Here is a 25,884-nt window from a genome sequence, read left to right as displayed (position 1 = left end):
GACACCGTGCCTGGCGGGTCTACCACCAGGGGTGGTCGGTCCGCAGTGCGGCTGCGCGGGAGTCACGGGCGTCCTCGGACAGGAGGTAGCCGTCGTACCGGGCCCGGTTCACGGCCCGGTTCACCCGCCAGAGGTACTTGCCGCGTCGCGGGTACAGCTCCTCCAGGGTCTCCTCGCTGAAGGGGACGTGGGTGCCCTGGAGGACGCAGAAGGGGTCGCCGGTGTTGTCGCCGTGGTTGAGCGCTGTGGCGACCTCGTGCTCGGCCAGGCGGATCCCGCCGAGCCGGTTGCCGTGCTCGTCGCGGCTCGCCGTCGTGGCGTCGTCCCACGCCAACCGCGGCGCCTTGGGGGGAGCGGTACCGTCCTCGACCCAGTCCACCATGTGGTCGTAGGCCGCGTTCAGGACGTGGTGGAACGGGATCCGGCTGAGCGGGGGCCGGTCGCACCGCTGCGGCTCGCTGCCCGGGTTCTCGCGGGCGATGAGCGGGGCGAAGGTGAGGTACTCGGTGAAGCCGACGTGCGCGGTCCCGGCCACCTCCCAGCGGCGGAAGTACGCCGAGTCCGGCTCCTCGCTCTGGGACCGCAGGCGAACGTCGGTCTCCGCCATGAGCCGCATGACGGGAGTGGTGCCCTCGTCCAACCCGGTGGGGGCTCCGTGGATCATGAAGGCGTCGACGACCCCGTGGTCGGGATGGACGGAGTTGTGGTAGGCGGAGAGGTACCTGGCCGACTGGGAGTGGCCGGTGGCGATGATCGTGTCGACGTCGAAGCCGGGCAGCGGGTCCACGCCCTCTGGTGAGCGCAGTGTCCGCGCGGTCTGGGAGTAGATGTCGAACGCCGGTGCGTCGGCCAGCCCGGGGCCGCCGACGGACAGGTCGCCGTAGCGCTCGGAGTCCCAGACGCGCAGCGCGTCGACCCCGACCCGCTGGGCGGAGAGCCCGACCCAGACGTGGCCCTCGCGCATGAAGTAGTCGTTGGACAGGAACCAGTCGATCTCGATGTCCTGGCCGAAGCTGACGTTGTTCCACTCCAGGAAGGCGGTCCCGCTGAAGTCGCTGGTCCGGGCAGGCCGCCGGACGACCATCCGGGTGGTGTAGGGGGAGGTGCCGGTCACCTCGCCGGTGCGGGGGTCGTGGTGTTCGGCGGTGCCCCTGAGGAGGAACTCCTCCTCGACGTAGCCGTGTGCGCCGAGGTCGGCCTCGATGGGCTCGCCCGCCTCGATCGGGGGCACGTCGGGGCCGTCGGCGGACATGAAGGGGTAGGAGTCGTCGGTGACGGGGATCGGACCGGACACGGTGGCGGCGGGTCCGTCAGCGGGATCCGCCTGGGCGGGTACCGCGCCGGCCAGGCCTGAGAGAACGGCCAGTCCGGTCGCGGCCACGCCGAAGCGTAGGGGGGTTCGAGAGCTCATCCGCACCTGTTACCTCTGAGTAGCCCAGTGTTGCGGGAATGCTAGGGCGGGCGGACCGGTGCGACAAGGAGCCCTGGACCCTGGTCCTCGCCGTCGGCGGGGAACGAGTGAATCCACCGATGGGGGCGAGGGGACCGACCCGCACACGGGGAGATCCGGGCGGGTCCCGCCCCGTCCGGAACGGCTGTTCGGGGCGGCGGCGCGAGGACGGGCGCCGCCGGGACGGGGAGGGCGGCCGCACGTCCTGACGTGAGCGCGGCCGGAGATGCCTCGACCGCCGCCCCTCCGCCCAGGACACCCGGGCGCCGCCTGTGCCAGGCTTGTGGAGCATGAGGCAACGGCAGAAGCGGATCAGGACCGAGCGCCTGGTACTCCAACCCCTCGCCTCCGGGCACGCCGACGCGGTCGCCGACCTGTTCTCCGCCCCGGAGATGAGCGCCCACTTCGGCGTGGACCTCTCGGACCGCTCCCTGGCCGAGGCCATGGTCGGAGAACGGCTGGCGTACGCGGGCCCTCCCGAGCTCGGCCACTGGGTCCTCCTCCTCGACGGACGGGTCGTCGGGTTGGCCCACCTCCGTCCCTCACACGAACTGCCGGGCGGCCTCGCGGAGATCGGCTGGTACGTGGACGCCCGGCACTGGGGGTCCGGCCTGGCCACCGAGGGCGCGCGTGCCCTGCTGCGCCACGGACTGGACGAGCTGCGGCTCGACTCCGTATGGGCGCTGGTCCGCGTCGACAACGCCCCCAGCCTCAGGGTGGCCGAGCGCCTGGGATTCCTCGACGTGGGCGAGGGGATCCACTACGGCGGTCCGCACCGGGTCCACGTGGCCCTTCCCGGACGCGCCTGAAGGAGCTACGGGCCCGGGGCGGCATCCGGCACGGACTCCGGGGGCGGCCCCTCCCACCGCCCCGGACGCGGGTTCCGAACGCCGTTCCCCGGGGCCCGGGCAATGGCGAGTTGTGTGAGACTTTGCCGCGCCGATCCCCGCAGGGCCGCCAGGCAGGGAAGGACACCGAAACGGTGTGTGTGCCTACGGAGGAGGACAGCGATGATCACCACCGACTTCATGCCCGGATCGCCCTGCTGGATCGAGGTGTCCTCACCCGACGTCGAGGCCTCCGCTGCCTTCTACCGCCGGCTGTTCGGCTGGGAGGCCGACCAGCCGCGTCCCGACAGCGAGGGATACGTGATCCTGCGCCTGGACGGAGCGGGGGTCGGTGGGCTGGGACCGGTCCTGGGCGAGAGCGAGCGTCCCGGGTGGACGGTCTACTTCGCCACCCCCGACGTGGACGACATGGTCCTCAACGTGGACCGGCTCGGCGGGGCCCTCCTGGTGGAGCCGTTCGACGTGTGGGACTTCGGCCGCACGGCACAGTTCTTCGATCCCCAGGGCGGCCACTTCGGTGTCTGGCAGGCCATCTCCATCGCCGGTTTCGAGGTCACCGACCGGCCGGGGAGCCTGTGCTGGGTCGAGATGTGGACCCCGGACGGGGACGGGTCGCGCGAGTTCTACACCGAGCTCTTCAAGTGGGGCCTCACCGCCTTCGAACTGCCGGACGGGTCCGGGACGTACACGATCCTCACACCGGCCGGCGAGGGCCAGGACCGCGCGCACGGCGGGCTCATGGCGGTCGATCCCGCACGCCTGTCCGACAACGGCGGGTCGGCGGAGTGGCACCCGGTGTTCGCGGTCGCCGACTGCGACACCTCCGTGGAGACGGTGAGGGAGGAGGGCGGCCAGGTGTACATGGGGCCGGAGGACGCTCCGGGCGTGGGACGGCTCGCCGTGTGCTCCGACCCCTTCGGGGCCGGTTTCGTCCTGCTCCGACCGTCCCCGGAGTGACCAGGGGAACCACCGCGTGCGGACCCCGCGACCGGTCGGCGCGGTCGGACCACCACGGTTGGTCGGCATGGTCGGGCCGCCGCGGGGAGAACACCTCCGCCCCCGGAGGAAGGGGCGGAGGCCGACGCCGCTGCCGCCGCTACTGTCGGGACACGGCGGACGCGCCGCCGCGCAGCACGAACTTCTGGATCTTGCCGGTGGCCGTCTTCGGCAGCTGCTCCACGAACTCCACCTGCGTGGGCGCCTTGAAGTGCGCCAGGTTGTCCCGGGCGAAGGCGATGAGCTCCTCCTCCGTGGTGGCGGCCCCCTCACGCAGGACCACGGACGCCTTGGGGGTCTCGCCCCAGCGCTCGTGCGGCACGCCCACGATGGCCGCCTCCAGGACCGACGGGTGCCGCAGCAGCACCCCCTCCACCTCGACGGAGGAGATGTTCTCGCCGCCGGAGATGATGACGTCCTTGATCCGGTCCTGGATCTCGACGTACCCGTCCGGGTGGGTGACCGCCGCGTCGCCGGTGTGGAACCAGCCGTCGCCCATGGCCCTCTCCGTGGCCTCCGGGTCGTTGTAGTAGCCCTTCATCACCACGTTGCCGCGCACGGTGATCTCCCCGACGGTCTTCCCGTCCCAGGGCACCTCGGCGCCGTCGGAGTCCACCACACGCAGCTCGCCGGAGGTGATCAGCTCGATCCCCTGGCGGGCCTTGACGGCGGCGCGCTCCCGCGGGGACAGGCCCTCGTGCTCGGCCCGCGGTTCGCACACGGTGATGAACGGCGTGGTCTCGGTCAGCCCGTACACATGGGTGACGGTCCAACCGAAGCCGTCCTCCAGGCGTTCGATCGTGTCGGCGGCGGGCGAGGCCCCCGCCGTGACCACGTGCACGCCCGAGGGCACCTCCCCGCGCACCGCCTCGGGGGTGTTGGCCAGCATGATCAGCACGGTGGGAGCCGCGCACAGCCAGGTGACGCCCTCGGCGCGGACCAGCTCGTACACGGTGGCCGGGTCCATCGCGGGCAGGCACACGTGGGTGGCGGCCGCGGCGGTCACCGTCCACGTGTAGGTCCAGCCGTTGGCGTGGAACATCGGCAGCGTCCACAGGTACCGCTCGCCGACGCCGATCCTCAGGTGGAGCAGGGTGCCCACCGAGTTCATGTAGGCGTTGCGGTGGGTGATCATCACCCCCTTGGGGCGTGCGGTGGTGCCGCTCGTGTAGTTGATGGTCAGCAGGTCGCCCTCCGCGATCTCGGGCCGGGTGAAGTCCGGACCGGCCCCGGAGAGGAGCGCCTCGTAGTCCTCCCACCCCGGGCGCGCGCCCTCCAGGGCGACGAAGCGCTCCACGCCCGGCATCTGATCGCGGACCCCGTCCACGGTGTCGAGCTGGTCGGCGTGCACGCACAGCACCTTCGCCCCGGAGTGGTTGACGATGTAGACGAAGTCGTCCGCCGAGAGCCGGAAGTTGACCGGCACCAGCACCGCGCCCAGTTGCGGCACCGCGTAGAAGGACTCCAGCTGAGCGTGGGTGTTGGGGGAGATGTAGGCGACGCGGTCGCCCTTGGCCACCCCCATGCGCTGCAGGACCGACGACCAGCGGTCGCAGCGGTCGAAGAACTCCTCGTAGGTCAGCCGCAGGTCCCGGTCGACCACCGCTTCGCGCTGCGGGTGCAGCCTGCGCGTGCGGCGGGCGAACTCCAGTGGGGTCAGGGCGAGTTCCATGTGCCGTGGTGCCTTTCTGCGTCGGCGGAGTCGGGGCGGGTGGTCAGAGGCCGAACGGCCGGGCGGCGTTGCCGTGCGGGACGGCGCGCAGCCGGTCCGCGTCCAGGTCCGGGCCGATCGGGGTCCGGAGCCGTTCGAGGCGGGGGCGGGGGAGGTTCGGGAGGTCCGTGCCGGGCGGGACGCGGTCGGCGAGGCCGCCCGTCCACGCGTTGGGCGCGGACCCGGCGGCGGACCCGGCCCGGGCACTGGTTGAGACTCGTGTCACATCGGACACGATACGGGCAGGTTCGGCCGTGGACCATGGGCGGCCCGGGTGTATGCCGTGTGGATGCGGACGCGGACGCGGACGCTGTGCGGGGTGCTTCGCGGGGTCGCTCGGAGCGCGGAGTGGCCGGAGGCCCTCAGAGGGACAGGAGGAGCACTCCGGCCACGACGATGGCGGAGGCAGCGATCCGCACCGGGCCGAACCGCTCCCCGAACAGCAGTGTGCCCAGCACCGCCGCGAAGACGATGCTGGTCTCGCGCAGTGCGGCGATGCCCGCGACCGCGCCGGTCAGCTGCGCCCACAGCACCAGCCCGTAGGCACCCGCGCTGACCGCGCCGCCGAGGAGCCCGGACTTCCAGATCGGTCCGAGCTGGCCGGGGAGCGCGCCGCGGCGGGTGAGCACCGCCACCAGGAGGAACACCGGTCCTTGGAGGATCATGATCCACGTGATGTAGCCCAGCGGATCCTGGGTGAGGCGGACCCCGTGGGCGTCGACCACGGTGTAGGTGGCGATCCCCAGGCCGGTGGCGAAGGCCGCGAGCAGTGACGGCAGTTGCGCGCGGGAGGGGAGCCCGCCCGCGAGCACCAGGGCCATCAGTCCGGCGGAGATGATCAGGACCCCCGCCAGGTGGGACGGGGGCATCCGCTCGCCGAGGACCGCGGCGCCGATCAGGGCGACCACCCAGGGCGCGGTGCCCCGCGCCAGCGGGTAGACCTGGCCGAACTCGCCGGTCCGGTAGGAGAGCATCAGCAGGGTCAGGTACAGCAGGTGGGTGACCAGTGAGGCGAGCAGGACCGGCCAGGCCTCGCGGGGCGGCGGGCCCACGACCGCGAGCACGGGCAGGGCGGTGAGCATTCCGCCGAGGCCGATCAGGGCGAATCCGAGCAGGTGGTCGGTGATGGAGTGGGCGATCGCGTTCCAGCCCGCGTGCAACAGCGCGGCGACCAGGACCGCGGCCACGACGGGCGGGGTCATGGCGTGGGGGTGCGGGGATGTGAGGGCATCCGGCCAGGCTAGGCGGGTGTCCACAGGGCGGGGGTGCGGGGGTGGAGCCGCGCTGGCGGGGGCGGAACCGGTGCGGGGGGCGTGTTCCACGGAGCGGGGGCCGAACGCCCCCACCAACAGCATGACCCGCCGGGCCGCTGTCCACCACCCTTGTGCCCAGCCTGTGGACGGTTCCCGCCCCGCTCCGCCCAGGCCGCCGCCTTCGCCCCGGCCGGGACCTCAGGCCCGGCGGCGGGCGCGGGCGTTGGTCGGGGCGATGCGGTGGTTGTGCAGGTGCTCGTAGACGATCGACGCGCGCACGTCGGCGACCTCGGGCCGCTCGGTCAGCTTGTCGATGACGAACGCGTACAGGCTGTTGTTGTCCGGCAGGGCCACGTGGATGAGGAAGTCCTCGCTGCCGGAGGTCACGAACACCGACAGGGTGTCGGGCAGCGAGCGCACCCAGTCGCGGAAGGCCTCGATGTTGTGGCGTGAGGGCTTCACCACGCTCACGGTGATGAGCGCCTGGACCGGACGGCCGATCTTCTCCAGGTCCACGTCCAGGAGTGAGCCCCGAATCACACCCCTTTCCCGCAGCGCACGGGTCCGATCCAGGGTCGTCGTGGGCGATGCGCCGACCGCCGCGGCCACATCGCGGTTGGTTTTCCGTGCGTCTGACTGGAGTTCGGCCAGGATCGCCGTATCAAGTTCGTCAAGATCAGGCATGCTGCCACTATAGCCGTATTAAGTACGGAATGTTGTGTACACGGCCGCTATATGCGTAACATTTGAGCGAAAAGGTCGTATGTGGCTCGCCTGGAAGCGATCCTTCCGAGGCAGGCAGCGCCGCCCCGCCGTTCGGCCCCGCTCAGGTGCGATGACGCACCACCGCAGAACACAAGGGACGTCCTTACCATGAGACCTTCCCCTGTCGCGGCCGCCACCGACCGATCGTCGGTCCGCCCGCGCCTCCGTGGCCGCACCCTGGCCCTGGCCGCCATCGTCTGCGCGGCCCTGAACCTGCGCCTGGTGGTCACCTCCCTGTCTCCCCTGCTGAACACGATCGGAGGGGAGTTCGGGTTCACCGCCACCGTCGTCGGCGTCCTCGGCACCCTGCCCCTGGTCGCCTTCGCCGTCTTCGGCCTGGTCACGCCCGCGGTCATGCGCCGTCTGGGAGCCGAGTCCACCGCCGTGCTCAGCATGCTGCTGGCCGGCGTCGGCCAGGCCCTGCGCGCCTTCGCCCCCGACACCGGCACCCTGCTGGTCCTCACCGGGGTCGCCCTCACCGGCGCGGCGCTCGGCAACGTGGTGATCCCGCCGCTGATCAAGCAGTACTTCCCCGACCGCCTGGCCTCCCTGAGCACCGTCCAGATGGTGGCCATCCACGTGGGCGCCCTGTTCCCGCCGCTGGTCGCGGTACCCCTCGCCGAGGTCGCGGGGTGGCGCTTCGCCCTGGGCTGCTGGTCGGTGCTCGCCCTGGCCGCAGCCCTTCTGTGGGCGTTCCAGCGCGGCCGCCCGCACCCCGTGGCCGCGGCCCTCCCGAGCGGCGGCTCCGCCCTGGCCCGCCCGATCTGGCAGGTCGGCATGGCCTGGCGGACGGCCCTGCTCTTCGGCATGGTCACCTGGAACGTCTTCACCCTGTTCACGTGGCTGCCCACCCTGATCACCGACGCCGGACACAGTCCGGCCATGGCCGGGAGCATGGTCTCCCTGATGGTCGGCACCAGCCTGCTGTTCGGCCTGGTGGCGCCCACGGTCACGCTGCGGTCCGCGAACACCTTCCCGATCGTGGCGATCGGCCTGGCCGGTTACGCGGTCGGCTACGCGGGCATCGCCCTGGCTCCCCAGCTGACGCCGCTGTGGGTCGTCTTCCTGGGCCTGGGCACCAGCCTGTTCGTGGTGACCATGACGATGATCAACGCGCGCAGCACCACCCCGCAGGGCGCGGCGGCCCTGTCCGGGTTCGTGCAGGGAGTGGGCAGCGGTTTCGCCCTCGGCGGTCCGCTGCTGTTCGGCCTGCTCAGCGAGCTGACCGGGACCTGGACCGCCTCCTACCTCCTGGTGGCCGGCGGGTCGCTGGCGGTCGCGTTCGTCGTCGCCTACGTCGAGCGCACCCCGTGGAGCATCGAGGCCGCCGCGGCGGGGCGGCGTCCCTCCTAGGTCGTGTTTTCTGCATCATTGGGCTCGCGTCCACCAGGCTGCCTCCCGCTGCGCCTCTGCGCTCGTGAAGCACGACCAGGCCGAACTTCGCACCTCGTCTTGCGAGAGACTGCCCGGACGGCCGCCCGCTGACCCGAAAGCCTTCCAAAAAACACTCCCAGCCCCGAAGAAGGCCGGTGACGCCCGCCCGGCCTGGCACAAGCGAGGAGGGCCTCCCGGGTGCCGGTGCGGAATTCGCGGTCCGCACCGGCACCAAGGAGGCCCCCGCCTGTGTCCGGGACCCGTCAGGGCGCCTCTCCCGCCACCACCGTGCCGGGACGACACATCTAGGCCGCTGGGTCGCGGTCGTACAGCTTCTTGGCCCACAGGTAGGACACCAGGGCGATACCCGTGCACCAGGCGACCGCGGCGACCCCGCTGTCGCCGACCCCGGACCCCGCCAGCAGCCCGCGCAGGGTGTCGATGACGGGCGTGAACGGCTGGTACTCGGCGAACCAGCGCAGGCCGGTCGGCAGCGTCTCGGTCGGCACGAAGCCGCTGCCCAGGAAGGGCAGGAAGACCAGGGGCATCGGCAGGTTGCTCGCGGACTCGACGGTCTTGGAGACCAGCCCCAGCGCCACCGACAGCCACGTGAGGGCGAACGAGACCATCGCCAGCAGGCCGACGGTCGCGAGCCACTCCGCCGGGCCCGCGCCGGGCCGGAACCCGAGGAGCAGCGCCACCGCGGTGACCAGGGCCACGGTCAGCATCGACTGGACCAGGCTCCCGACGACGTGGCCGGTCAGGACCGACACCCGGGCGATGTCCATGGTGCGGAACCGGGCGACGATGCCCTCGGTCATGTCCATCGCCACCGAGATGGCCGTCCCCTGCGCCGCGCTCGCCACCGCGATCAGCATGATCCCGGGGGCGATGTAGTCGAGGTACGCGGCGCGGCCGGCGGCGGCGCCGCCCGTTCCGGTGCCCATGGCGCCGCCGAAGACGTACACGAACAGCAGGAGGAGCAGGATCGGCATCCCGGCCAGGAGCAGCGTCATGGACGGGTAGCGCAGCATGTGCCGCAACTGGCGGGCCACCATCGTGGCCGAGTCGCCGACGGCGTGGGTGAGGGTGGTCATCGGTCCGCCTTCCGTGCGTTGTCGTCGGCGCTCCGGTGCCCCGTGAGCGCGAGAAAGACGTCGTCGAGGGCCGGGGTCTGCACCGACAGCTCCTCGGGGGTGATGGACGCGGTGTCGAGGCGGTCCAGGAGGTCGCGCAGCGAGGCGACCCCTCCTCCGCCGAGCACCTTGAGCGCCAGCGCGTCGGTGTCGGCCTCGCCGCCCAGGGCCCGGGCCGCCGACTCCAGCGCGTCGGCCTCGGCGAAGCGCAGGCGCACGTGGCCGCCGGGGATGCGGCGCTTGAGTTCGGCGGCGGTGCCCTCGGCCACGATCGTGCCGCGGTCCAGCACCGCGATCCGGTCGGCGAGCTGGTCGGCCTCCTCCAGGTACTGCGTGGTGAGGAGGACGGTGACGCCGTCGGCCACGAGGTCGCGGATGATCTGCCACATGTCCCGGCGGCTGCGCGGGTCCAGGCCGGTGGTCGGTTCGTCGAGGAAGATCAGCCGCGGCTCGCCCACCAGGGTCATCGCCAGGTCGAGCCGGCGGCGCATGCCCCCGGAGTAGGTGGAGGCGGGCTTCTTGGCCGCGTCGGCCAGGTCGAAGTGCTCCAGGAGCTCGGTGGCGCGGCTCTGCGCGCGGGACCGGCCCAGGCGGTGCAGCTTCGCCATGAGCATCAGGTTCTCCCGCCCGGTGAGCAGGCCGTCCACCGCCGAGTACTGCCCGGTGACGCCGATCGCGGCGCGCACCGCGTCCGGCTCCGTCGCCACGTCGTGCCCGAGGACCCGGGCCCGGCCGCCGTCGGCGCCGATCAGGGTGGACAGGATCTTCACGATGGTGGTCTTGCCGGCCCCGTTGGGTCCCAGCAGCGAGAAGACCGTTCCCGCGGGGATCTCCAGGTCGACACCGTCCAACACGACGTGGTCGCCGTAGGACTTGCGCAGGCCGGTGACCGAGACGGCCGTCCGGGGGGCGTGCTGGTTCATGTCTGCCTCTTTCTCTGTGGTCAGGACCGGTGGACCAGGACGTCGCCCCAGACACTGCGGGCGCGGACCTCGACGGTCTGCTCGGCGGGGCCGGGGCCGTCCGCGGCCTCCAGGGAGCTGCGCACGGCACCCTTCTTGGACACCGCGTCCAGCCAGGCGGCGGTGCCCTCGCGGACACCGATCTCCAGTTCGCCGTAGGAGCTCTCCACGTCGACGCTGCCGCCGACCACCTGGCCGAGCCGGATGCCGCCGTGGCTGGTGCGCGCCGTGACGGAGGACAGGGCACGGTCGGCGGAGATCTCGCTGTGCGCGGAGTTGGCCCGGAGCTCCCCGGCCACCTCGCCGAGGGTGATGGCGCCGGTGGTGGTCTTGACCGCGGCGGAGCCGGCGATCTCCTCCGCCCGGATCCAGCCGGTGGACGTGGTGAGTTCGGCGTTGCCCGCGACGCGCTGCACCGTGATGTTGCCGGTGGAGGTGGCGATCTCGGACGCGCCCAGGGTGCCCGTGCAGCGGATGTTGCCGTAGTCGCTCCTGGCGTGGACGCGCGAGCCCGCGGGCAGCTCGACGGTGATGTCGACGACGGACTTGCGCCCGACCATTCGGGCCAGGCCCGAGGGCTGCGGTTCGCGCACTTCGAGGCGTCCGCCGGTGTAGGCGACCTCGACCTGCTCGGCGGCCCGCACGTCGCCCTCCTTGCCGGCGTCGCGCGGGTGGACCTCGACGGTGGTCTCGGCGCTGTCTCCGGCGGTGATCTGAAGGGTGCCGGCCACCAGGGTGATATCGGCGGTGATCGGTTCGGGGGTGGCGAAAACTGGCATGGCTGTCTCCCAGCAGTGGCGATGGTGGTCGTCTCCGCCGGTCGGAGACGTGGTGGTGGAATCGGGTGCCGGCTCCGGTCAGCGGACCCAGCCGGTGTAGCCGCGGCCGACCTGGCGCGCCCGGGTGTCGGGCGCGCGCCGGCCGGTGTCGAGCGAGGCCGCGACGGCGCGCACGAGCCAGGCGTTGACCGACAGTCCCTCGCCGCGGGCCGCCTCCTCGACGAGCGGCTTGAGGCGGTCGGGCATACGGAGGGTGATCCGCGACGTACCGCCGTCCTCGGCCTCGGCCCGGAGCTGCGCGGCGAGCGCCCGACCGTCCTCCCCGGTGTCGCCCTGGTGCGCCGGTGACGTCGGATGGCCGCCCTCGTTGACGTCATCGAACTCGGGTGACGTCACGATGAAGTCAGTCTGCCGTCCACGCAGTCGAACCTCGACCGATCCGGGCGCGAGGTCCCGTGTGATCTCGTCCGTGGCGGCGGACAGGGCGTCCAACAGGGTCAGACGCGCAGCGGGCTCGAGGGCGGCGCTGAGGCGCTCGGCGATGACCCGGGTGTCCTCGTCCCCGGCTTCGGCGGCCACCAGGAGTTGGCGGCGGAGTTCGTCGACATACGGCATCAGATCCATGACATCATGATGGTGTCGAAGTGATGTCATGTCAAGCACCCGCCACCCGAAATCGACGGCGGCCACCGAGCCGAAGACATGGCGTACGGCTCCCTCGCGACCGGCCATGTGGCCGAACCCGGCCATTCCCGCCACATGCGCGGGGCCGGTCCCACGGGTCCCTTCCGCCGTCGTTCCTGGCAGCCGCCTTCCCTCCCTGCGGACACCACCAGACCCACCAGCCCCGGAAAACCCGTGGCGTCCGACTCCGCGCGCACGGCCGCGCAGGGACGGCTCCCTCGTCCTGCCTGTTCAACGGGCGCGCAGAGTTCCTCGGGCGGCAGTGAACCACGCGCTTTCGCCCTCGGGCGGAGCAACCGCCTACACCACGTTCGGAGCGACTTTTCCAGCCGTTCTCCGTCCCCTGGAGCACAGAACCATCAAAGCCTCGCCAATATGGGCAATGCGCGCATAATGACGTCATGATCCCTCGACAGGCCGCCCGTCCGGTGCTGCGGACGGGTCGGCCGGTCGTGACGACGGCACAGCAGCCCAGCTCATCACGGCCCTCCCAGGAGCCTCCGGTCGACAGCGCGGAGCAGTTCCTCCCCCTCATCCGCAACCGCGACTTCCAGCTCCTCTGGACCAGCCGGTTCCTCGCGGGACTCGGCAAGGAGAGCGGCGAGGTCGCCTACCCCCTCCTCGCCCTCCTCCTCGTGGGCTCGGCCACGCAGGCGGGCGTCATCGGTGCGGCCCAGGTCGCCACCGCCATGATCACCGCCGTCATCGGCGGCTCGCTCGCCGATCGGGTCGACCGCCGGGCCGTCCTGCTGTGCTGCGACCTCGGACGCCTCGTGCTGCTCGCCCTCTTCGTCGTCCTCCTGGTCACCGGGCACGTCACGTTCCCCCTCATCGTGGGCGTGGCGGTCGGCTCCGCGGCGATGATGGGCGTCTCCAACCCCGTCGCGATGGCCTCCATCAAACAGCTGGTCCCCGCTTCGCAGGTGGCCGAGGCCTCCGCGCAGAACCAGATCCGCTTCTTCACCACCACGGCCCTCGGCGCGCCCGTCACGGGATCCCTCTTCAGCCTGGGCCGGGCCTTTCCCTTCGCCGCCGAGGCCCTCAGCTACCTGGCGTCCGCGGTGCTGGTGCTGTTCATCCGCCGTCCCATGCAGAGCCCCCAGTGCGAGGCACCGGACCGGTGGACCCTGCGCGACACGGTCAGCGGGTTCGGTGTGCTGGCCAGGAATCCGATCCTGCGGCCGATGATCCTGTGGATCGTCGGCTTCAACCTCACCTTCACGCAGACGGGCGCCTCGCTGGCCCTCATCGCGACCGCCGAGAGCCAGGGCGCCAGCCACTTCCAGATCGGGTTGACCGTCTCCCTGGCCGGGACCGGCGGCCTGGTCGGCGCCCTGTTCGCCGGACTGGTCGTCAGATGGGTGCGCCCGTCGACCACCTTCCTCGCCGCCGCGTGGTCGGCTCCCGTGTGCGCGCTGGCGCTGCTGGCCGCGCCCAACGTGATGTCGCTCGGGGTGCTGATGGGCTGTGTGTTCGCCATCGTGCCGTGTGTGAACGCCGTGTTCCACGGCTACGTCGCGGCGTCGGTCACCGACGCCTACCAGGGGCGTGTGCTGGGCGCGGTCACGTTCATGGCGCTGGTCTCGCAACCGATCGGCATCCTCGGGGTCGGGGTGATCTTCGACCGGGCCGGACCCGACTGGGTCTTCCTGACGATGGCCCTGGTGTCGGCGCTCGCCGCCCTGTTCAGCCTCTCGCCGGTCATGCGGAACCTGCCCCGGCCGGAGGACGTGTCCGTGGCCTGAGTGCGCGGCTCCGCTCCCACGGGTGCCGAGGCGGGCTCTGCCATGCGTGGCCCGCCCTGCGCACCCCGCGCCCCGCCCGTCCTCCGCAGCCCGCCCTCCACGTCCCGCACGTCCTTCGCGTCCTGCCTTCCACGCCTCGTGGCCCACGCTTTCCGTGGCCGGCCCGCTCCCAGCGTCCTCTCCCCCTCCGCGTTCCGGCCCGGCCTTCCGCCCCGGGCCGGGATCCGAACCCCGGGAGGCTCTCCCACCACGGCCTTCTACCAGGGCACAGCCTCCCCAAAGGTGTCGTATCCAGCCAACAGGGGACGGGGCGGTCGGTTCGACCCCGTGAGTGCAGGAAGATGTTGGCCGTACGTCTTCTCAACGATCGGAGTTCCCCCACATGGCGCGGAAGACGCCCCTCACCGTGGTCGCGCTGATGGTTTCGGGCAGCCTCCTGCTCAGTGGCTGCACGGTCACCGCGGACCTATCCGACTGGTGGTCGGAGACGTTCGGAGACGCCTCGGGGCCGCCCGAGGTCAAGGAGGAGTTCCCCTACGTACGCGAGGGCCGCATCTTCCAGGACACCGGTCAGGACGCCGAGATGCGCTTCGCCGTCACCGGCCTGGAGCGCACCGACGACTACACCGTCATGTACTACGAGATCACCTACCCCGGTGACTTCTCCGGCCCCAACCGGAACCTGAGCATGGCCCACACCCTCGTGGACCCGCTCACCGGCCGGGTCTACCGTCAGTTCCTGGACGAGGAGGGCCTCAAGTACGGCTCCGAGAGCCCCAACCAGGACGGCCTGTACCCGGTCCACGACGGGGTCACCAACGAGTACGTGCGCTACTTCCCGCGCCTGCCCGACGAGGTAGCGCAGGTCACCTTCGTCGGCAGCGGCCTCGGCGCCATGACGGGCATCCCCGTCCAGGACGTGGAGGAGGAGCGGCCGGACCCGGAGGACCCCAACGGGGCCGACCACCTCACCCTGGACAACCCCCCGCCGCGCGGGGAGAACCTCACCTTCGCCAACCGCCGCCCCGACGAGGAGGCCGTGGCCGACGAGGGATGGGTGCAGAGCTTCGTCGACTCCGAGATCGCCTCCACCACCCGTGACGGTGACCGCGAGATCATCTCCCTGCACTCCGACGTCATGTTCGAGTTCGACCGGTCGGACCTGACCGCCGAGGCCGAGGAGGTCGTGCGCCGCGCGGCCACCACCCTGGCCGACAACGTCGACCCTGACGAGCCCGTCATCACGGTCATCGGCCACACCGACAGCGTCGGCGACGAGGCCTACAACGACAACCTGTCGGTCAAGCGCGCCGAGACCGTGCGCGACCTGCTCGCCGAGGAGCTCGGCACCGACTACACCCTGGAGGTGGAGGGCCGGGGCGAGCACGAGCCGATCGCCCGCGAGGGCGGCCCCGACGACGACGCGGCCCGGGCCCGCAACCGGCGCGTGGAGTTCTCCTACGTCTTCGACACCACCTCGGAGGCCACCGAGGAGGAGGAGTACGACGACGACGGCCTGGGCGCCGCCCAGCGCAACGTCACCTGGCCCGCGCCCTACAGCGACGACCCCGGGTCCGTGGTGGCCGAGGGCGAGCTGGACGGGGTGCGCCTGGAGGTCTACCCGCTGCGCCGCGACGGCGCGTACGTCATCGGCACCGTGTCGCTGACCAACACCACCGACGAGCCCACCAGTCCCGACATGGGCGGCCAGGAGGCCATCCAGGCCGGCGCCCCGGAGCAGTTCAGCAAGGGCACGCTCGGCGGCTTCCAGCTGATGGAGCCGGAGAGCGGGCTGGTGCGGTACGTGGCGCAGATGGACTTCGGCGAGGGCCGCTACAGCAGCTTCGCCGACGAGGTGCACATGCTCCAGCCCGGCAACACCTACAACCTGGTCGCGGTGTTCCCCGCGCCGCCGGTGGACGTCGAGGAGCTGACGCTGAGGGCGGGCCCGTTCGGCGAGTTCGAGGAGGTCCCGGTGGAGTACTAGGAAGGGACCGGGCAGGCGCCCGTCCCTCTCGCGGGGGCTCGCCGCCGTCCGCGCGCTCGCGCGGGCGCCCGCGACGGATCCGCTCCACGCACGAGGGGGCCACCGGCCGGTGGCCCCCTCCGCCGTTCCCGGCGGGCCCGTCAGCCGCGGATCTGCTCGGCGGCCAGCATGACCACCCGCTCCAGGTCCTCGCGCGGGACCTCCTCGGCGTGGGCGATGGCCGTGACGTACAGCTCTCCGGGCAGCGACAGGTACAGGTGGCGGCTGGAGCCGTCCACCGTGCCCACGTACTCCAGGTCGCCGCCCAGGGAGTCGGCCTCGTCGGTGTGGTAGTTGTCCACGTCCACGTCGACGTCCACCTCCCAGTTCATCTGCTCCTCCTCGCCGGGCACCCGTACCACGTCCGGGTTGAGGCTCGGGTCGGCGTTCAGGGTGAACACGAGGGTGAACGAGGAGGTGCCGGGTCCGGTGCCGCCGTCGCTGAACGAGCACACCACCTGCTCGGCGCCGTCGATCCCCTCCACCTCGCCGACCTCCTCGGTGAGAACGGTTCCCGGGGCCAGGTCGCCGACGACCTCGGCGGCACCGGCGTCCTCGCACGACTCGGGCAGGCCGTAGTCCGCCGCGGCCTGCTCTTCCTCCTCCGCCTCCTCCCCGGGGCTCGGTTCGGCACCGGGCTCCTCGGCCGGGGACTCCTCGTCCTCTCCCCAGGAGAGGCTGAGGTCCATGTCGAACTCGTCGAGGTCGATCACGTCGAAGCCGACGAGGACGACTCCGCCGATGACGACGACGGCGGCGGCCGTGCCCAGGCACGACAGGCGGGTGGACGGGATCAGTCGCATGGGTGGCTTTCGGGTCGGGGGAGCGCCGGACGACGGAGGGGTTCCGGCGGGGACACAGGAAACCTAGCAAGTTCCCGGCGCACCCATCGCGGCGCGCCCGTTCCGCCGGGCGGCCGCGCCGCCCCGCCACCGCCGCGGCGCCGGCGTCATCTGGCGGACGGTCCCCGTCCTCCGGGAGCGCATCCGGCACCTGGACGCACCGCCCTGAGCGGGCCCGGCCCGGGTCCCGCCGACGGGCCGCACCACGCGCCCGGAGTCCCGCCCGCCGACGGTGCCGGCGGGCGGGACGGGCCCCACACGCCCTACATGTTGATCATGTGGCCGGCGAGACCGTGGACGGCCTCCTTGACCGCCTCGCTGAGCGTCGGGTGGGCGTGGATGTTGCGCGCGACCTCGTGCACGGTCAGGTCCCACTGCTGGGCCAGGGTCAGTTCGGGCAGCAGCTCGGTGACGTCCGGGCCGATCAGGTGGGCGCCCAGGAACTCCCCGTACTTGCCGTCGGAGAGGATCTTGACGAAACCGCGCGTGTCCCCGAGGCCGTGCGCCTTGCCGTTGGCCATGAACGGGAACTTGGCGACCTGGACGTCGAAGCCGGCCTCCCGCGCCTCCTTCTCGGTGTAGCCGAAGCTGGCGATCTGCGGCTGGCAGTAGGTGGCGCGCGGGATGAACCTGTAGTCGATCTCCTGGGTCTCCGCGTCCGCGATGGTCTCGGAGGCGACGATGCCCATGGCCTCGGCGGTGTGGGCCAGCATGAGCTTGGCGGTGACGTCGCCGATCGCGAAGATGTGCGGGACGTTGGTGCGGCCCCGGGAGTCGATGGCGATGGCGCCCCGCTCGGTCAGCTCCACGCCGGTCTTCTCCAGGCCGTAGCCCTCCACGTTGGGGGCGAAGCCGATGGCCTGGAGGAGCTTGTCGGCCTCCAGGGTCTGCTCCTTGCCGTCGCTGCTGACGGTGACCCGGACGCCCCGGCCGGTGTCCTCGACCGACTCCACACGTGTGGAGGTCATGACCTTGACACCGAGCTTCTTGTAGGCCCGGGCCAGCTCCTTGGAGACCTCCTCGTCCTCCGTGGGCACGATGCGGTCGAGGAACTCGACGATGGTGACGTCCACGCCGTAGTTGGCCAGGACGTAGGCGAACTCCACGCCGATGGCGCCCGCGCCGGCGATGACGATGCTCCCGGGCAGGGTGTCGGTGAGGATCTGCTCCTCGTAGGTGACGACCCGCTCGGACAGCTCGGTGCCGGGCAGCAGCTTGGTGGAGGAGCCCGCCGCGATCACCGCGTGGTCGAAGGTGACGGTCTCGGTGCCGTCCTTGCCGCTGACCTGGATCGTGTGGTCGTCGGTGAAGGTGCCGCGTCCGTCGAGCTCGGTGATCTTGTTCTTCTTCATGAGGTAGTGGACGCCCTTGACACGCCCCTCGGCCACCTCGCGGCTGCGGCTGTGCGCCTTGCCGAAGTCGAACTCGACCTTGCCGTCGACCCTGATACCGAAGAGGTCGGCGTCGTTGTGGAACAGGTGGGCGAGTTCGGCGTTGCGCAGCAGTGCCTTGGAGGGGATGCAGCCCACGTTGAGGCAGACCCCGCCCCAGTACTTCTCCTCGATGACGGCGGTCTGCAGGCCGAGCTGTGCGGCGCGGACGGCGGCGACGTAGCCGCCGGGACCCGCGCCGAGAACCACCAGATCGAAGTGTCGCTGTCCCATGACGGGATCTCCTTGAGTGTGTTTGTGACGCACCCAGCGCAGTCGGCTTGCCCGGGTTGTCGGATTGCCGAACGCCAGCCTAGTCGTGTGCCCGCCGCACGTGGGTGACCGGCCGCTTCCCTGAGGTCACTTTCCGCAGTGGTGCCGGGTCGTCGCGGGCCGGTCCGGCCGGAGGTGGCCGCCTCCGGCTCCCGTCCCCGCGCTCCCGGCCTCACCCGCGCGCGGCCTTGGCCGCCCGGTTCTTCCTGACCGCGGGGAGGAAGGCCATGAACAGGATGATGCCGATGGAGACCCAGAGGGCGTACTTGTCGACCATGAGGACGACGTCGACCCCGGTCTGGCCCGCCGCGTAGCCGACGGAGGCCACGGTCGCGGTGAAGAGCAGGGCGCCGGCGACGTCCAGGGCGAGGAAGGTCCCCAGGCGCATCCCGGTCCAGCCCGCGACGACGTGGACGAGGGCGGAGGGGACGCCCGGCACGTAGTTGAGGAGGAGGGCGAACCTGATGATCCAGGGGTTCATGTCCTGTGCCCTGTCGGCGAAGCGCTGGGCCCTCTCGCCCGGGGCGAGGAGGTTGACGATGCCGCGGCCCCAGCGCCGGCCCACCCACCAGAACAGCCAGTCGAACTTCACCTTGCCGAAGACGCCCGCCACCACGACGAGCCACAGCGGGATCTCACCGATCCGGGAGAAGGCCGCGGCAGCACCGATCGCCGAGGTGCTGCCGGTGACGAACTCCAGCAGAACCGGGTGGTGGGCGATCAGGAAGGGCTTGAAGGGCGTCAGGGCCATGAAGAAGAGGGGAAGCCCGAAGAAGGCGGCCATCAGGGCCTTGTCCTGCCGGGTCGCTCTGCCCTCCCAGGGCGTCAGGGAGCGGAGGGCGGCCCGGCCCTCCTCCTTCTTCCGCTCCCTCTCCTGGTCCTCCCGCGCCAGGGGCCCCTCGGCCCCTCGCGGGGAGTCCCCTTCGGCCTGCGGGGTCCTCGGGTTCTCGCCCGCGTGCTCGCCGTTCACCGTCGTCGCCATGTGCCCAAGTCTCGCGGATCGGGCGTTGTGCACGTAGTCACAGAAATCAGCAGGCCGGTGTGAGAGTCGGCCGCTCCGCGGCATGACACGTGTCATGCCGCGGGAGCGGGGTTCCGGTCAGCTCGGGGAGTCGGGCGGCGCGGGCCGCTTCCAGCCGGGCGCCCACGACCAGCTGTCCGAGACACCCGGCGGCATGGGTGGGAGCAGGCGTGCGCCGGGGCGCCGGTCGTCGGCGGCCTCGGAGGTCTGCGCCGGTTGCGCCGAGTGCCTCGCCCTGTGCCTCGTCTCCTGGCCCGCCTCCGCGGACGCCTCCGCCGGGGCCGCGGAGTGCCGTGCCTCGTGCCTCGTGCCCGGGGCCTCCACGGGCACGGGAACGGGGACCTGCGGCTCGTCGGCCCACGGGTGGGGTCCGAGGTCCTCCTGTGCGGCGGGGGCGTCCCGGTACTCGGGGTGCGTGCCCCACGGCTGGGGTTCGGGTTCCTTCTGCGTGGCGGGCTCGCCTTGGTACTCCAGGGGCGCCCTCCATGGCGTGGGCCCGTCCTCCTCCTGCGCGGTGAGTTCGTCCCGGTACTCGGGGGGTGATCCCCACAGGGGTTCGGGCTCCTCCTGCGCGGCGGGCTCGCCTTGGTACTCCAGGGGCGCCCTCCACGGGGTGGGCCCGTCCTCCTGTGCGGCGGGTGTGTCCTGGTACTCCGGGTGCGTGCCCCACAGGTGGGACTCGTGTTCTGCCTGCGCCGCGGCGGGCTCGTCCCGGTACTCCGGCGGCATGTCCCACGGCTCGGGCGGGGACGGCTGGACCTGCGGCCGGTCCGGGTCGGTCCCGGCGAACGGGTCCCCCTCGGCCGCGGCCTCCGGGTCCAGGGCACGGAACGCCGCCGACATCGGCCCCGAGTCCACCTCGGCGAAGTGCGCGGCCACCCCGAAGTGGCGGGGCGCCCGGTGGGTCCCGGTCTCGTCGTGCTCGATCGGCGGCGCCAGCGGGTGCCGCACCGCGCCGGCCGGGTGGATCCGCGCCCACCAGGCGGCCGCCTCCCCGTGGCCCAGCTCCTCCACCACCTCCAGCGATCCGGTGATGTGCGGGTGCCTGCGCCCCGCGCGCCAGGAGTGGGTCAGCGACTGCGGCTCCAGCACCAGCACGCGCTCACCGTCCACCACGGGGACGTCCCCGGGGTAGGCCTCGTTTCCCACCCACGTGCCGTCGCCGCCGACCAGGTCCCACTCGCCGCGCACCACGTCGGCCAGCGGGTCCGCGGGGGCGTCCAGGCACGCGGCGGTCCACCGGGGGTCGGGCCGGGTGCCCGGCACCCGTCTGCCCTCCTTGCCGATCAGCGCGTCCGCGAGCAGCGTGTGCAACTGGAAGTTGTCACCGATCCCGTCGAAGCGCACCCGAAAGCCCCGCCACGAGGCCCGGTCCAGCACCAGGAGGGTGTCCGTCTCCGCCATCCGCAGCAGCTCGTTCAGCTCGACGAACTCGCTGAGCTGCGTGGAGAGGGCGTGCACGATCTGGGTGAGCCCCTTCAGCGCGCTGGAGTCGGCGCGCACGGCGGCGCGCACGGCGGGGTCGCCCAGCATGGCCTTGGCGGCCAGCCCGTAGCGCAGCGACGTCCACCAGCCCACGGTGGCCAGGGGGGCGTTGTCCCCGAGGACCTCCTCGACCCGCTGCTCGTCGGCCTCCGACACGTCGTTGGGCGCGGGCGGCGCTCCGCCGCCCGTCTTGTCCCAGGCGTGCATGAACGCCGCAGCGGCCTGGCCGTAGCCGCCGAGCTGGCGCAGCACCTCCAGCCCCACCTGCCCCGCGGGCGCCCCGGACTCCACCAGGGCACCGGCCAGGACGGCGAGGTCGGCCGCGATTCCCGCGGCCGGTTCGGAGTCGCTCAGAACCGGAGCCAGAGCCTCCATGGCGGTGGCGAGCTCTTCGACGGGCACCTGGGAGGACAGCCGGAACACATCGTGTACGGCCGCCGGGAAGTCGGGTGCCTGGCTGGCTGCGGTGTCGAGCACACGTTGGAACGCGGCGCGGAACTCTTCGGTCACCCGTGAATCCTTCCATATCCACACGTAGTAGCCGAGGTCTGGCTACATGCCTCCATGGTGGACACCGGAAAAAGCGGTGCGAACCAGGCTCGTGTCGGCGGGCGGGAACGTCGGAAGCGGCCCGGAGCGGCCTCCCGAGGCGGTTCGGGGGGCGGGGGACACCGGGCAGCCCCGTGGTCCGACTACCCGGGACGGCCCGAGGCACTCCGAGACGTCCGAGACACTCCGGGAGGAGGGGCCCGGACGCCGGGGTCAGGCGGATCGGGCGAGCCGGACCTCGTGCCCCTCGTGGTCGGGCACCAGGAACCCCAGCAGCCGCAGGCCCTCCGCCTCCACCTCCCCGCGGTCGGTGTCCCCGATCGGCGCGAAGGGGATCACCTCCAGGGCCGCCCTCCCCCTCTCCCGGACCACCCTCCACGCGGCGCGCACCTCGCCGTCGACGAGCACGGTGGCGGGCGGCATCCCGTTGCGCGAGGTGATCCGCCCCAGGCCCTCGGCGGAGATCACCCGGCTGCGGTCGGCGTGGCCGCGCAGCAGGTTGTCGAAGTCGTAGAGGAAGCGCACGGGTGCCGCGGCGTCGGGTCCCGGACGCGGGGCGTCCGGGAGGTCGAACAGTTCGGCGCCGTCCTCGCCGCGCAGGACCACGAGCCGCTCGCGCAGGCGGTCCACCACCCCGCGCAGCCGGGTCAGCCCCGACCACGCCTGCACGTCCCTCACGGTGGCGGGACCGAACGCGGCCAGGTAGCGGAGCACGAGCGTGTCCGGGTCCGGCTCGGAGTCCATGGGCAGCCCGGTCCAGGTGTCGGCGGGCGCGAGCGCGGGGGCCCCGGAGGCGCCCCACACCCCGCGCGGGGGCACCTGGACGGTCGGGAGCAGGCAGCGGACCACGTACGCGAGGTCGTTCGCGGGCACGTCCGTCCACCGCTCGGCCAGGCGTGCGCCCAGTTCGGAGGGGGTGAGGGGCCGCTTGTCCAGAAGGGCGCGGCCGGCGTCCACGACGGCGTCCAGGTCGACTCCGGCGGTGGCCTTCCCGTGGCTGCTGCGCGCGAGGTCCCTGGCGATGGCCTCCTGGACCGTGGCACGCAGCAGGCGGCAGTCCCGCGGCGTGACCAGGTGGAGGGTGGAGCGCATCAGCGGGAGGCGGACGAGTTCGCCGTCGGTGAGCATGCCCCCGACCGTGTGGGGGTCCAGGCCCTCGATCCGGCTCTGCAGGCCGACGTACCAGGTGTGCGTGGTCTGTGCCTGGAGGCCGACCAGGTGATCGACGACCTCGGTGACCGGCCGGTCCACCCGCTGGAGGAGGAACTGGCGGGCGAGGGTGGCGCGGTTCAGCGCGCGCCGTGAGAGGACGGTGTCGGTGGCGGCCATCGCTCGGTTCCTCCAGGGCTGCCGGTCAGTGGGGGAACACTATCGGCCGGGTACGACAGACAGGGACGTACGGGGCGATGGGCCATACGGAACGGCTCGTGTGGGGTGCCCCACCTGACTGTCGGTTCGCTGCTCGACACTACAATCCACAACGGACATAACGACGTATACCGGAGGAGTGCCCATGTCGTGGTCCGAACAGTCGCGTGTCCAGCTGGAGACCGAGCACGTGGTGCTCACCCCGCTGGTGGAGACGGACCGCGAGGGGTGGCGGGAACAGGCCATGGACCCCGACATCTGGACGCACTTCGTGACCCGTGTGGACGATGAGGCGAGCTTCGTCCGGTTCTTCTACTCCTATCTGGCCGCCAGCGACAACGGGGAACGCACGACGTTCACCATCACCGACAAGGCGACCGGCCGGGTCGCGGGCAGCACGAGCTACGGGAACCTGTCCGAGCCGGACCAGCGCCTGGAGATCGGCAGCACCTGGCTGGGACGCGAGTTCCGCGGGCGCGGGATCAACCACTGGTCGAAGTACCTGCTGATGCGGCACGCCTTCGAGGAGATGGGCGCCGAGCGGGTCGAGTTCAAGACCGACGTGCTCAACGAGCGCGCCCGCCGGGGCCTGCGCGCCATCGGCGCCACGGAGGAGGGCGTGCTGCGCAGCTACAACCCCATGCCCGACGGGCACCGCCGGGACGCGGTGTACTACTCGGTGCTCAAAGCCGAGTGGCCGGACGTGCGGGAGATCCTGGAGGAGGGTCCGCGCTTCCGCTGAGGTCCGGTGACGTGCTGTCCACGGCCCGTCCGCGCGGTCTCGGCCTTCCGCCTCCGTCGCGACCCGAATCGGGGGACCACGGAGTGGAGCCGCCCCTCTGAAGCACCTCGGTTGCTCGTTAGGTTGCTCGTTCGGAGCTAGTGAGCCACCTAGCGAGCAACCTAGTGAGCAACCTCCCCCGGCTGAGTAGGCTCGGAGCGTGCACGATGACGAGTTCCTCGGACTGGTGGAGGACCTGAGACGCTTCGGCGGCGACCTGTGTGACGTCGAGGTGAAAAGAGCTCACGACAAGCTTCCGAGGTCCACACACGAGACGCTGTCCGCCTTCGCGAACAAAGAGGGCGGTGTCCTGATCCTCGGACTCGACGAGAAGGGCGGGTTCGAGGTCGTCGGAGTGAAGAACGCGGCCAAGCTCGTCGCCGATCTCGGATCGCTGTGCTCGGAGTTCGAGCCGCCGATCCGAGCCGACATCAGGGTCCGCGCGTTCGAGTCGGTGGACCTCGTCGTTGCGGAGATCCCGGAGACCCTCCCGGCGCAGAAACCGTGCCACCTCAGGTCGATGGGGGTCTACCAGGGCAGTTTCATTCGTGTCGGTGACGGCGACCGCCGCATGACGCAGTACGAGATCCTCACGCTGCTCGCCTCGAAGGGGCAGCCCAAGGAGGATCTCGAACCCGTCCAGGGAACGTCGGTGGGTGACCTGGACACCCACCTCACCGAGGCCTACCTCTCGCTCCTGCGCAGACACCGGCCCTACAGGTACGCCGAACTGAGCGACCGCGAGGCCCTCACCAGGACGAGAGTCCTGGTGAGGGACGAAACCGGCCGGGAGGTGCTCTTCCTGGGCGGGCTGCTCGCCCTCGGGGAATACCCGCAGGAGCACTTTCCCCAGCTCATGGTGAGCTTCGTCCACTACCCCGAGAGCACGGGCGGCTCCATGGGAACCGGTGAGCGGTTCCTGGACAACGTGGCCCTGGAAGGGCCCGTGCCCGTGATCGTCCGTGACACCCTTCTCGCCCTCAAACGCAACATGAAGCGGCGTGCCCTTATACGGGGGGGTCGGTCGCTCCGACGTCTGGGAGTACCCGGAGGTGGCCCTCCGGGAAGCCGTTGTCAACGCCGTCGTGCACCGCGACCTGTCCGGTCCTGCCCGGGGCACACAGGTGCAGGTGGCGATGTATCCCGACCGGCTCGTCATCCAGAACCCGGGCGGACTCTTCGGAGCCGTGACGGTCGACAACCTGCCTGACAACCCTCCCTCCTCCGCCCGCAACGCGGCCCTGATGAACATTCTCCAGGACGTACCGGTCCCGGGAACCGAGCAGACCGTCTGTGAGAATCGGGGATCGGGGATCCAGGACATGCTGCAGGCTCTGCGGGCGGCGCACATGAGCCCCCCGAGCTTCACCGACCGCCTGACCTCGTTCAAGGTCGTGTTCCCCAACCACACACTCCTCGACGGCGAGGCCGTCAGGTGGATCAACAAGCTGGGAGAACACGGCCTCACGGACAGCCAGTGCATCGCCCTGGCGCTGTTGCGGTTGGGCGAACCGCTGACCAACCCGCGCTACCGGGCGGCGACGGGGGTGGACTCTCGGGTGGCCACCAGTGAACTCCAGGACCTCGTGGCCCGCGAGCTGGCGGTGCAGGAGGGCGTGCGCCGGTCCTCGCGCTACCGGCTTCATCCTGACCTCGCCGCTGCGGACACGGATGTGGCTCCGCCGGAGCCCAAGCCGAAGAGAAGGGCCGACCGGACGGACGAGATCCTCAACGCCCTCGGTGACGATGCTCTGAGCCGGGCGGAGATCCAGAAACGGACGGGACTGTCCAGGCCTGTGGTTCTCCGGTGGCTGGGCAGGATGGAGAAGGCAGGCTTGGTGAAGGGCTCCGGGGAGCACCGGAACGCCATCCGTTATCGGCGGACAGGCCAGCAACGCTTCGGGGAACCGGACCGCACGTAAGGCGTCCGTGCTCCGCCAGGCCCATGCCCGACGGGCACCGCCGGGACGCGGTGTACTACTCGGTGCTCAAAGCCGAGTGGCCGGACGTGCGGGAGATCCTGGAGGAGGGTCCGCGCTTCCGCTGAGGCCTCCCGGGTCCCGTTCGTGCCGACGGACGGGCCCGGCCGGGTTCCGGGGCGAGGGCACCCGGACCGGGCACGGGTGGGGCATGGGATTGACCGAGGACCACAGGCATCCCGGGGCCGGGCAGCTCCAGAAGCCCTCGGGGGCGCCGGTGGCGGAACCACGGGTCAACTCCCGCTCCACCTGCCCCATCCGCTCCGCCAGGCCCCGCGCGGTGGGCGCGGCCAGCCACGGCACCGCCTCCGGACCCAGGTAGAACCCCACGTAGGCGCGCAGCGCCGGGGCCCACATCACCATCCACAGCCGCCCGCAGCGGCTGCTGAGCTCACGCGCGGCCTGGTACCGCTCGTGGTCGTCCGCG

Annotated in this window: 23 protein-coding genes; 9 read left to right on the top strand and 14 right to left on the bottom strand. The window is 71.5% G+C overall.

Annotated features, from left to right (window positions below; translation table 11 throughout):
* Positions 1-19: 19 nt before the first annotated feature.
* The gene (locus A6A08_RS24565) at positions 20-1,411 is read right to left on the bottom strand and encodes an alpha/beta hydrolase domain-containing protein (protein ID WP_073704999.1); all 1,392 of its coding nucleotides are present in this window, start codon (positions 1,409-1,411) and stop codon (positions 20-22) included.
* A gap of 329 nt (positions 1,412-1,740) precedes the next feature.
* On the opposite strand from A6A08_RS24565, the gene A6A08_RS24560 reads away from it, so the two are divergent.
* Positions 1,741-2,259, top strand: coding sequence for a GNAT family N-acetyltransferase (locus tag A6A08_RS24560; RefSeq protein WP_073704998.1), 519 nt, complete (start codon positions 1,741-1,743; stop codon positions 2,257-2,259).
* A 201-nt stretch (positions 2,260-2,460) separates the two neighbouring features.
* Positions 2,461-3,255: a VOC family protein gene (locus A6A08_RS24555; RefSeq protein ID WP_073704997.1), complete on the top strand. Its 795-nt coding sequence runs from the start codon at positions 2,461-2,463 to the stop codon at positions 3,253-3,255.
* 139 nt (positions 3,256-3,394) lie between these two features.
* On the opposite strand, the gene A6A08_RS24550 is transcribed toward A6A08_RS24555, so the two are convergent.
* From A6A08_RS24550 to A6A08_RS24535, 4 genes are all read right to left on the bottom strand, one after another.
* Positions 3,395-4,966, bottom strand: coding sequence for a long-chain-fatty-acid--CoA ligase (locus A6A08_RS24550; RefSeq protein ID WP_073704996.1), 1,572 nt, complete (start codon positions 4,964-4,966; stop codon positions 3,395-3,397).
* 43 nt (positions 4,967-5,009) lie between these two features.
* A complete protein-coding gene (locus A6A08_RS24545) occupies positions 5,010-5,231 on the bottom strand; it encodes a hypothetical protein (protein WP_073704995.1) in 222 nt (73 codons plus the stop codon).
* A gap of 136 nt (positions 5,232-5,367) precedes the next feature.
* A complete protein-coding gene (locus A6A08_RS24540; protein ID WP_073704994.1) occupies positions 5,368-6,207 on the bottom strand; it encodes an EamA family transporter in 840 nt (279 codons plus the stop codon).
* Positions 6,208-6,456: 249 nt separating this feature from the next.
* Positions 6,457-6,942, bottom strand: coding sequence for an Lrp/AsnC family transcriptional regulator (locus tag A6A08_RS24535; RefSeq protein ID WP_073704993.1), 486 nt, complete (start codon positions 6,940-6,942; stop codon positions 6,457-6,459).
* Between the two features lie 189 nt (positions 6,943-7,131).
* Between A6A08_RS24535 and A6A08_RS24530 the strand changes: the two genes are divergently transcribed.
* Positions 7,132-8,376: a CynX/NimT family MFS transporter gene (locus A6A08_RS24530; protein WP_073704992.1), complete on the top strand. Its 1,245-nt coding sequence runs from the start codon at positions 7,132-7,134 to the stop codon at positions 8,374-8,376.
* A gap of 326 nt (positions 8,377-8,702) precedes the next feature.
* Here A6A08_RS24530 and A6A08_RS24525 read toward each other — a convergent pair whose 3' ends face one another.
* From A6A08_RS24525 to A6A08_RS24510, 4 genes are all read right to left on the bottom strand, one after another.
* On the bottom strand, positions 8,703-9,494 hold the full coding sequence (locus A6A08_RS24525) for an ABC transporter permease (protein ID WP_073704991.1): 792 nt from the start codon (positions 9,492-9,494) through the stop codon (positions 8,703-8,705).
* Positions 9,491-10,456: an ATP-binding cassette domain-containing protein gene (locus tag A6A08_RS24520; RefSeq protein ID WP_073704990.1), complete on the bottom strand. Its 966-nt coding sequence runs from the start codon at positions 10,454-10,456 to the stop codon at positions 9,491-9,493. The genes A6A08_RS24525 and A6A08_RS24520 overlap by 4 nt, the downstream gene beginning before the upstream one ends.
* Before the next feature lie 20 nt (positions 10,457-10,476).
* Positions 10,477-11,274, bottom strand: coding sequence for a DUF4097 family beta strand repeat-containing protein (locus A6A08_RS24515; protein WP_073704989.1), 798 nt, complete (start codon positions 11,272-11,274; stop codon positions 10,477-10,479).
* A 78-nt stretch (positions 11,275-11,352) separates the two neighbouring features.
* On the bottom strand, positions 11,353-11,898 hold the full coding sequence (locus A6A08_RS24510) for a histidine kinase (RefSeq protein ID WP_338013141.1): 546 nt from the start codon (positions 11,896-11,898) through the stop codon (positions 11,353-11,355).
* 461 nt (positions 11,899-12,359) lie between these two features.
* Here A6A08_RS24510 and A6A08_RS24505 point away from each other — a divergent pair, with 461 nt between their 5' ends.
* Positions 12,360-13,703: an MFS transporter gene (locus tag A6A08_RS24505; RefSeq protein WP_143181831.1), complete on the top strand. Its 1,344-nt coding sequence runs from the start codon at positions 12,360-12,362 to the stop codon at positions 13,701-13,703.
* A 382-nt stretch (positions 13,704-14,085) separates the two neighbouring features.
* Positions 14,086-15,690 carry an OmpA family protein gene (locus A6A08_RS24500; protein ID WP_073704987.1) on the top strand — a complete coding sequence of 535 codons (1,605 nt, stop codon included), beginning with the start codon at positions 14,086-14,088 and terminating at the stop codon, positions 15,688-15,690.
* Between the two features lie 140 nt (positions 15,691-15,830).
* On the opposite strand, the gene A6A08_RS24495 is transcribed toward A6A08_RS24500, so the two are convergent.
* The 5 genes from A6A08_RS24495 to A6A08_RS24475 form a co-directional block, all read right to left on the bottom strand.
* The gene (locus A6A08_RS24495; protein WP_073704986.1) at positions 15,831-16,532 is read right to left on the bottom strand and encodes a hypothetical protein; all 702 of its coding nucleotides are present in this window, start codon (positions 16,530-16,532) and stop codon (positions 15,831-15,833) included.
* A 302-nt stretch (positions 16,533-16,834) separates the two neighbouring features.
* Positions 16,835-18,235, bottom strand: coding sequence for a dihydrolipoyl dehydrogenase (gene lpdA, locus A6A08_RS24490; RefSeq protein ID WP_073704985.1), 1,401 nt, complete (start codon positions 18,233-18,235; stop codon positions 16,835-16,837).
* Positions 18,236-18,446: 211 nt separating this feature from the next.
* Positions 18,447-19,256, bottom strand: coding sequence for a DedA family protein (locus tag A6A08_RS24485; protein ID WP_073704984.1), 810 nt, complete (start codon positions 19,254-19,256; stop codon positions 18,447-18,449).
* Between the two features lie 117 nt (positions 19,257-19,373).
* Positions 19,374-21,290, bottom strand: coding sequence for a hypothetical protein (locus A6A08_RS24480; RefSeq protein WP_073704983.1), 1,917 nt, complete (start codon positions 21,288-21,290; stop codon positions 19,374-19,376).
* Between the two features lie 252 nt (positions 21,291-21,542).
* Positions 21,543-22,658: a winged helix DNA-binding domain-containing protein gene (locus tag A6A08_RS24475; protein ID WP_073704982.1), complete on the bottom strand. Its 1,116-nt coding sequence runs from the start codon at positions 22,656-22,658 to the stop codon at positions 21,543-21,545.
* Between the two features lie 184 nt (positions 22,659-22,842).
* On the opposite strand from A6A08_RS24475, the gene A6A08_RS24470 reads away from it, so the two are divergent.
* The 4 genes from A6A08_RS24470 (at position 22,843) to A6A08_RS28065 (ending at position 25,779) form a co-directional block, all read left to right on the top strand.
* The gene (locus A6A08_RS24470; RefSeq protein ID WP_073704981.1) at positions 22,843-23,439 is read left to right on the top strand and encodes a GNAT family N-acetyltransferase; all 597 of its coding nucleotides are present in this window, start codon (positions 22,843-22,845) and stop codon (positions 23,437-23,439) included.
* A gap of 199 nt (positions 23,440-23,638) precedes the next feature.
* Positions 23,639-24,688: a helix-turn-helix domain-containing protein gene (locus tag A6A08_RS28340; protein ID WP_199867029.1), complete on the top strand. Its 1,050-nt coding sequence runs from the start codon at positions 23,639-23,641 to the stop codon at positions 24,686-24,688.
* Positions 24,615-25,400, top strand: a complete 786-nt coding sequence (locus A6A08_RS28335; protein WP_242422871.1) for an ATP-binding protein — start codon at positions 24,615-24,617, stop codon at positions 25,398-25,400. Before A6A08_RS28340 ends, A6A08_RS28335 begins: the two co-directional genes overlap by 74 nt.
* Positions 25,401-25,608: 208 nt before the next feature.
* Positions 25,609-25,779: a hypothetical protein gene (locus A6A08_RS28065; protein WP_158069302.1), complete on the top strand. Its 171-nt coding sequence runs from the start codon at positions 25,609-25,611 to the stop codon at positions 25,777-25,779.
* The last annotated feature ends 105 nt before the right edge of the window (positions 25,780-25,884 follow it).

The organism is Nocardiopsis sp. TSRI0078, assembly GCF_001905145.1.
In the GTDB taxonomy this organism is placed as follows: domain Bacteria; phylum Actinomycetota; class Actinomycetes; order Streptosporangiales; family Streptosporangiaceae; genus Nocardiopsis.
The sequence above is the reverse complement of the archived record's forward strand: the minus strand, read 5'-3'. Positions and strand labels throughout refer to the sequence as shown.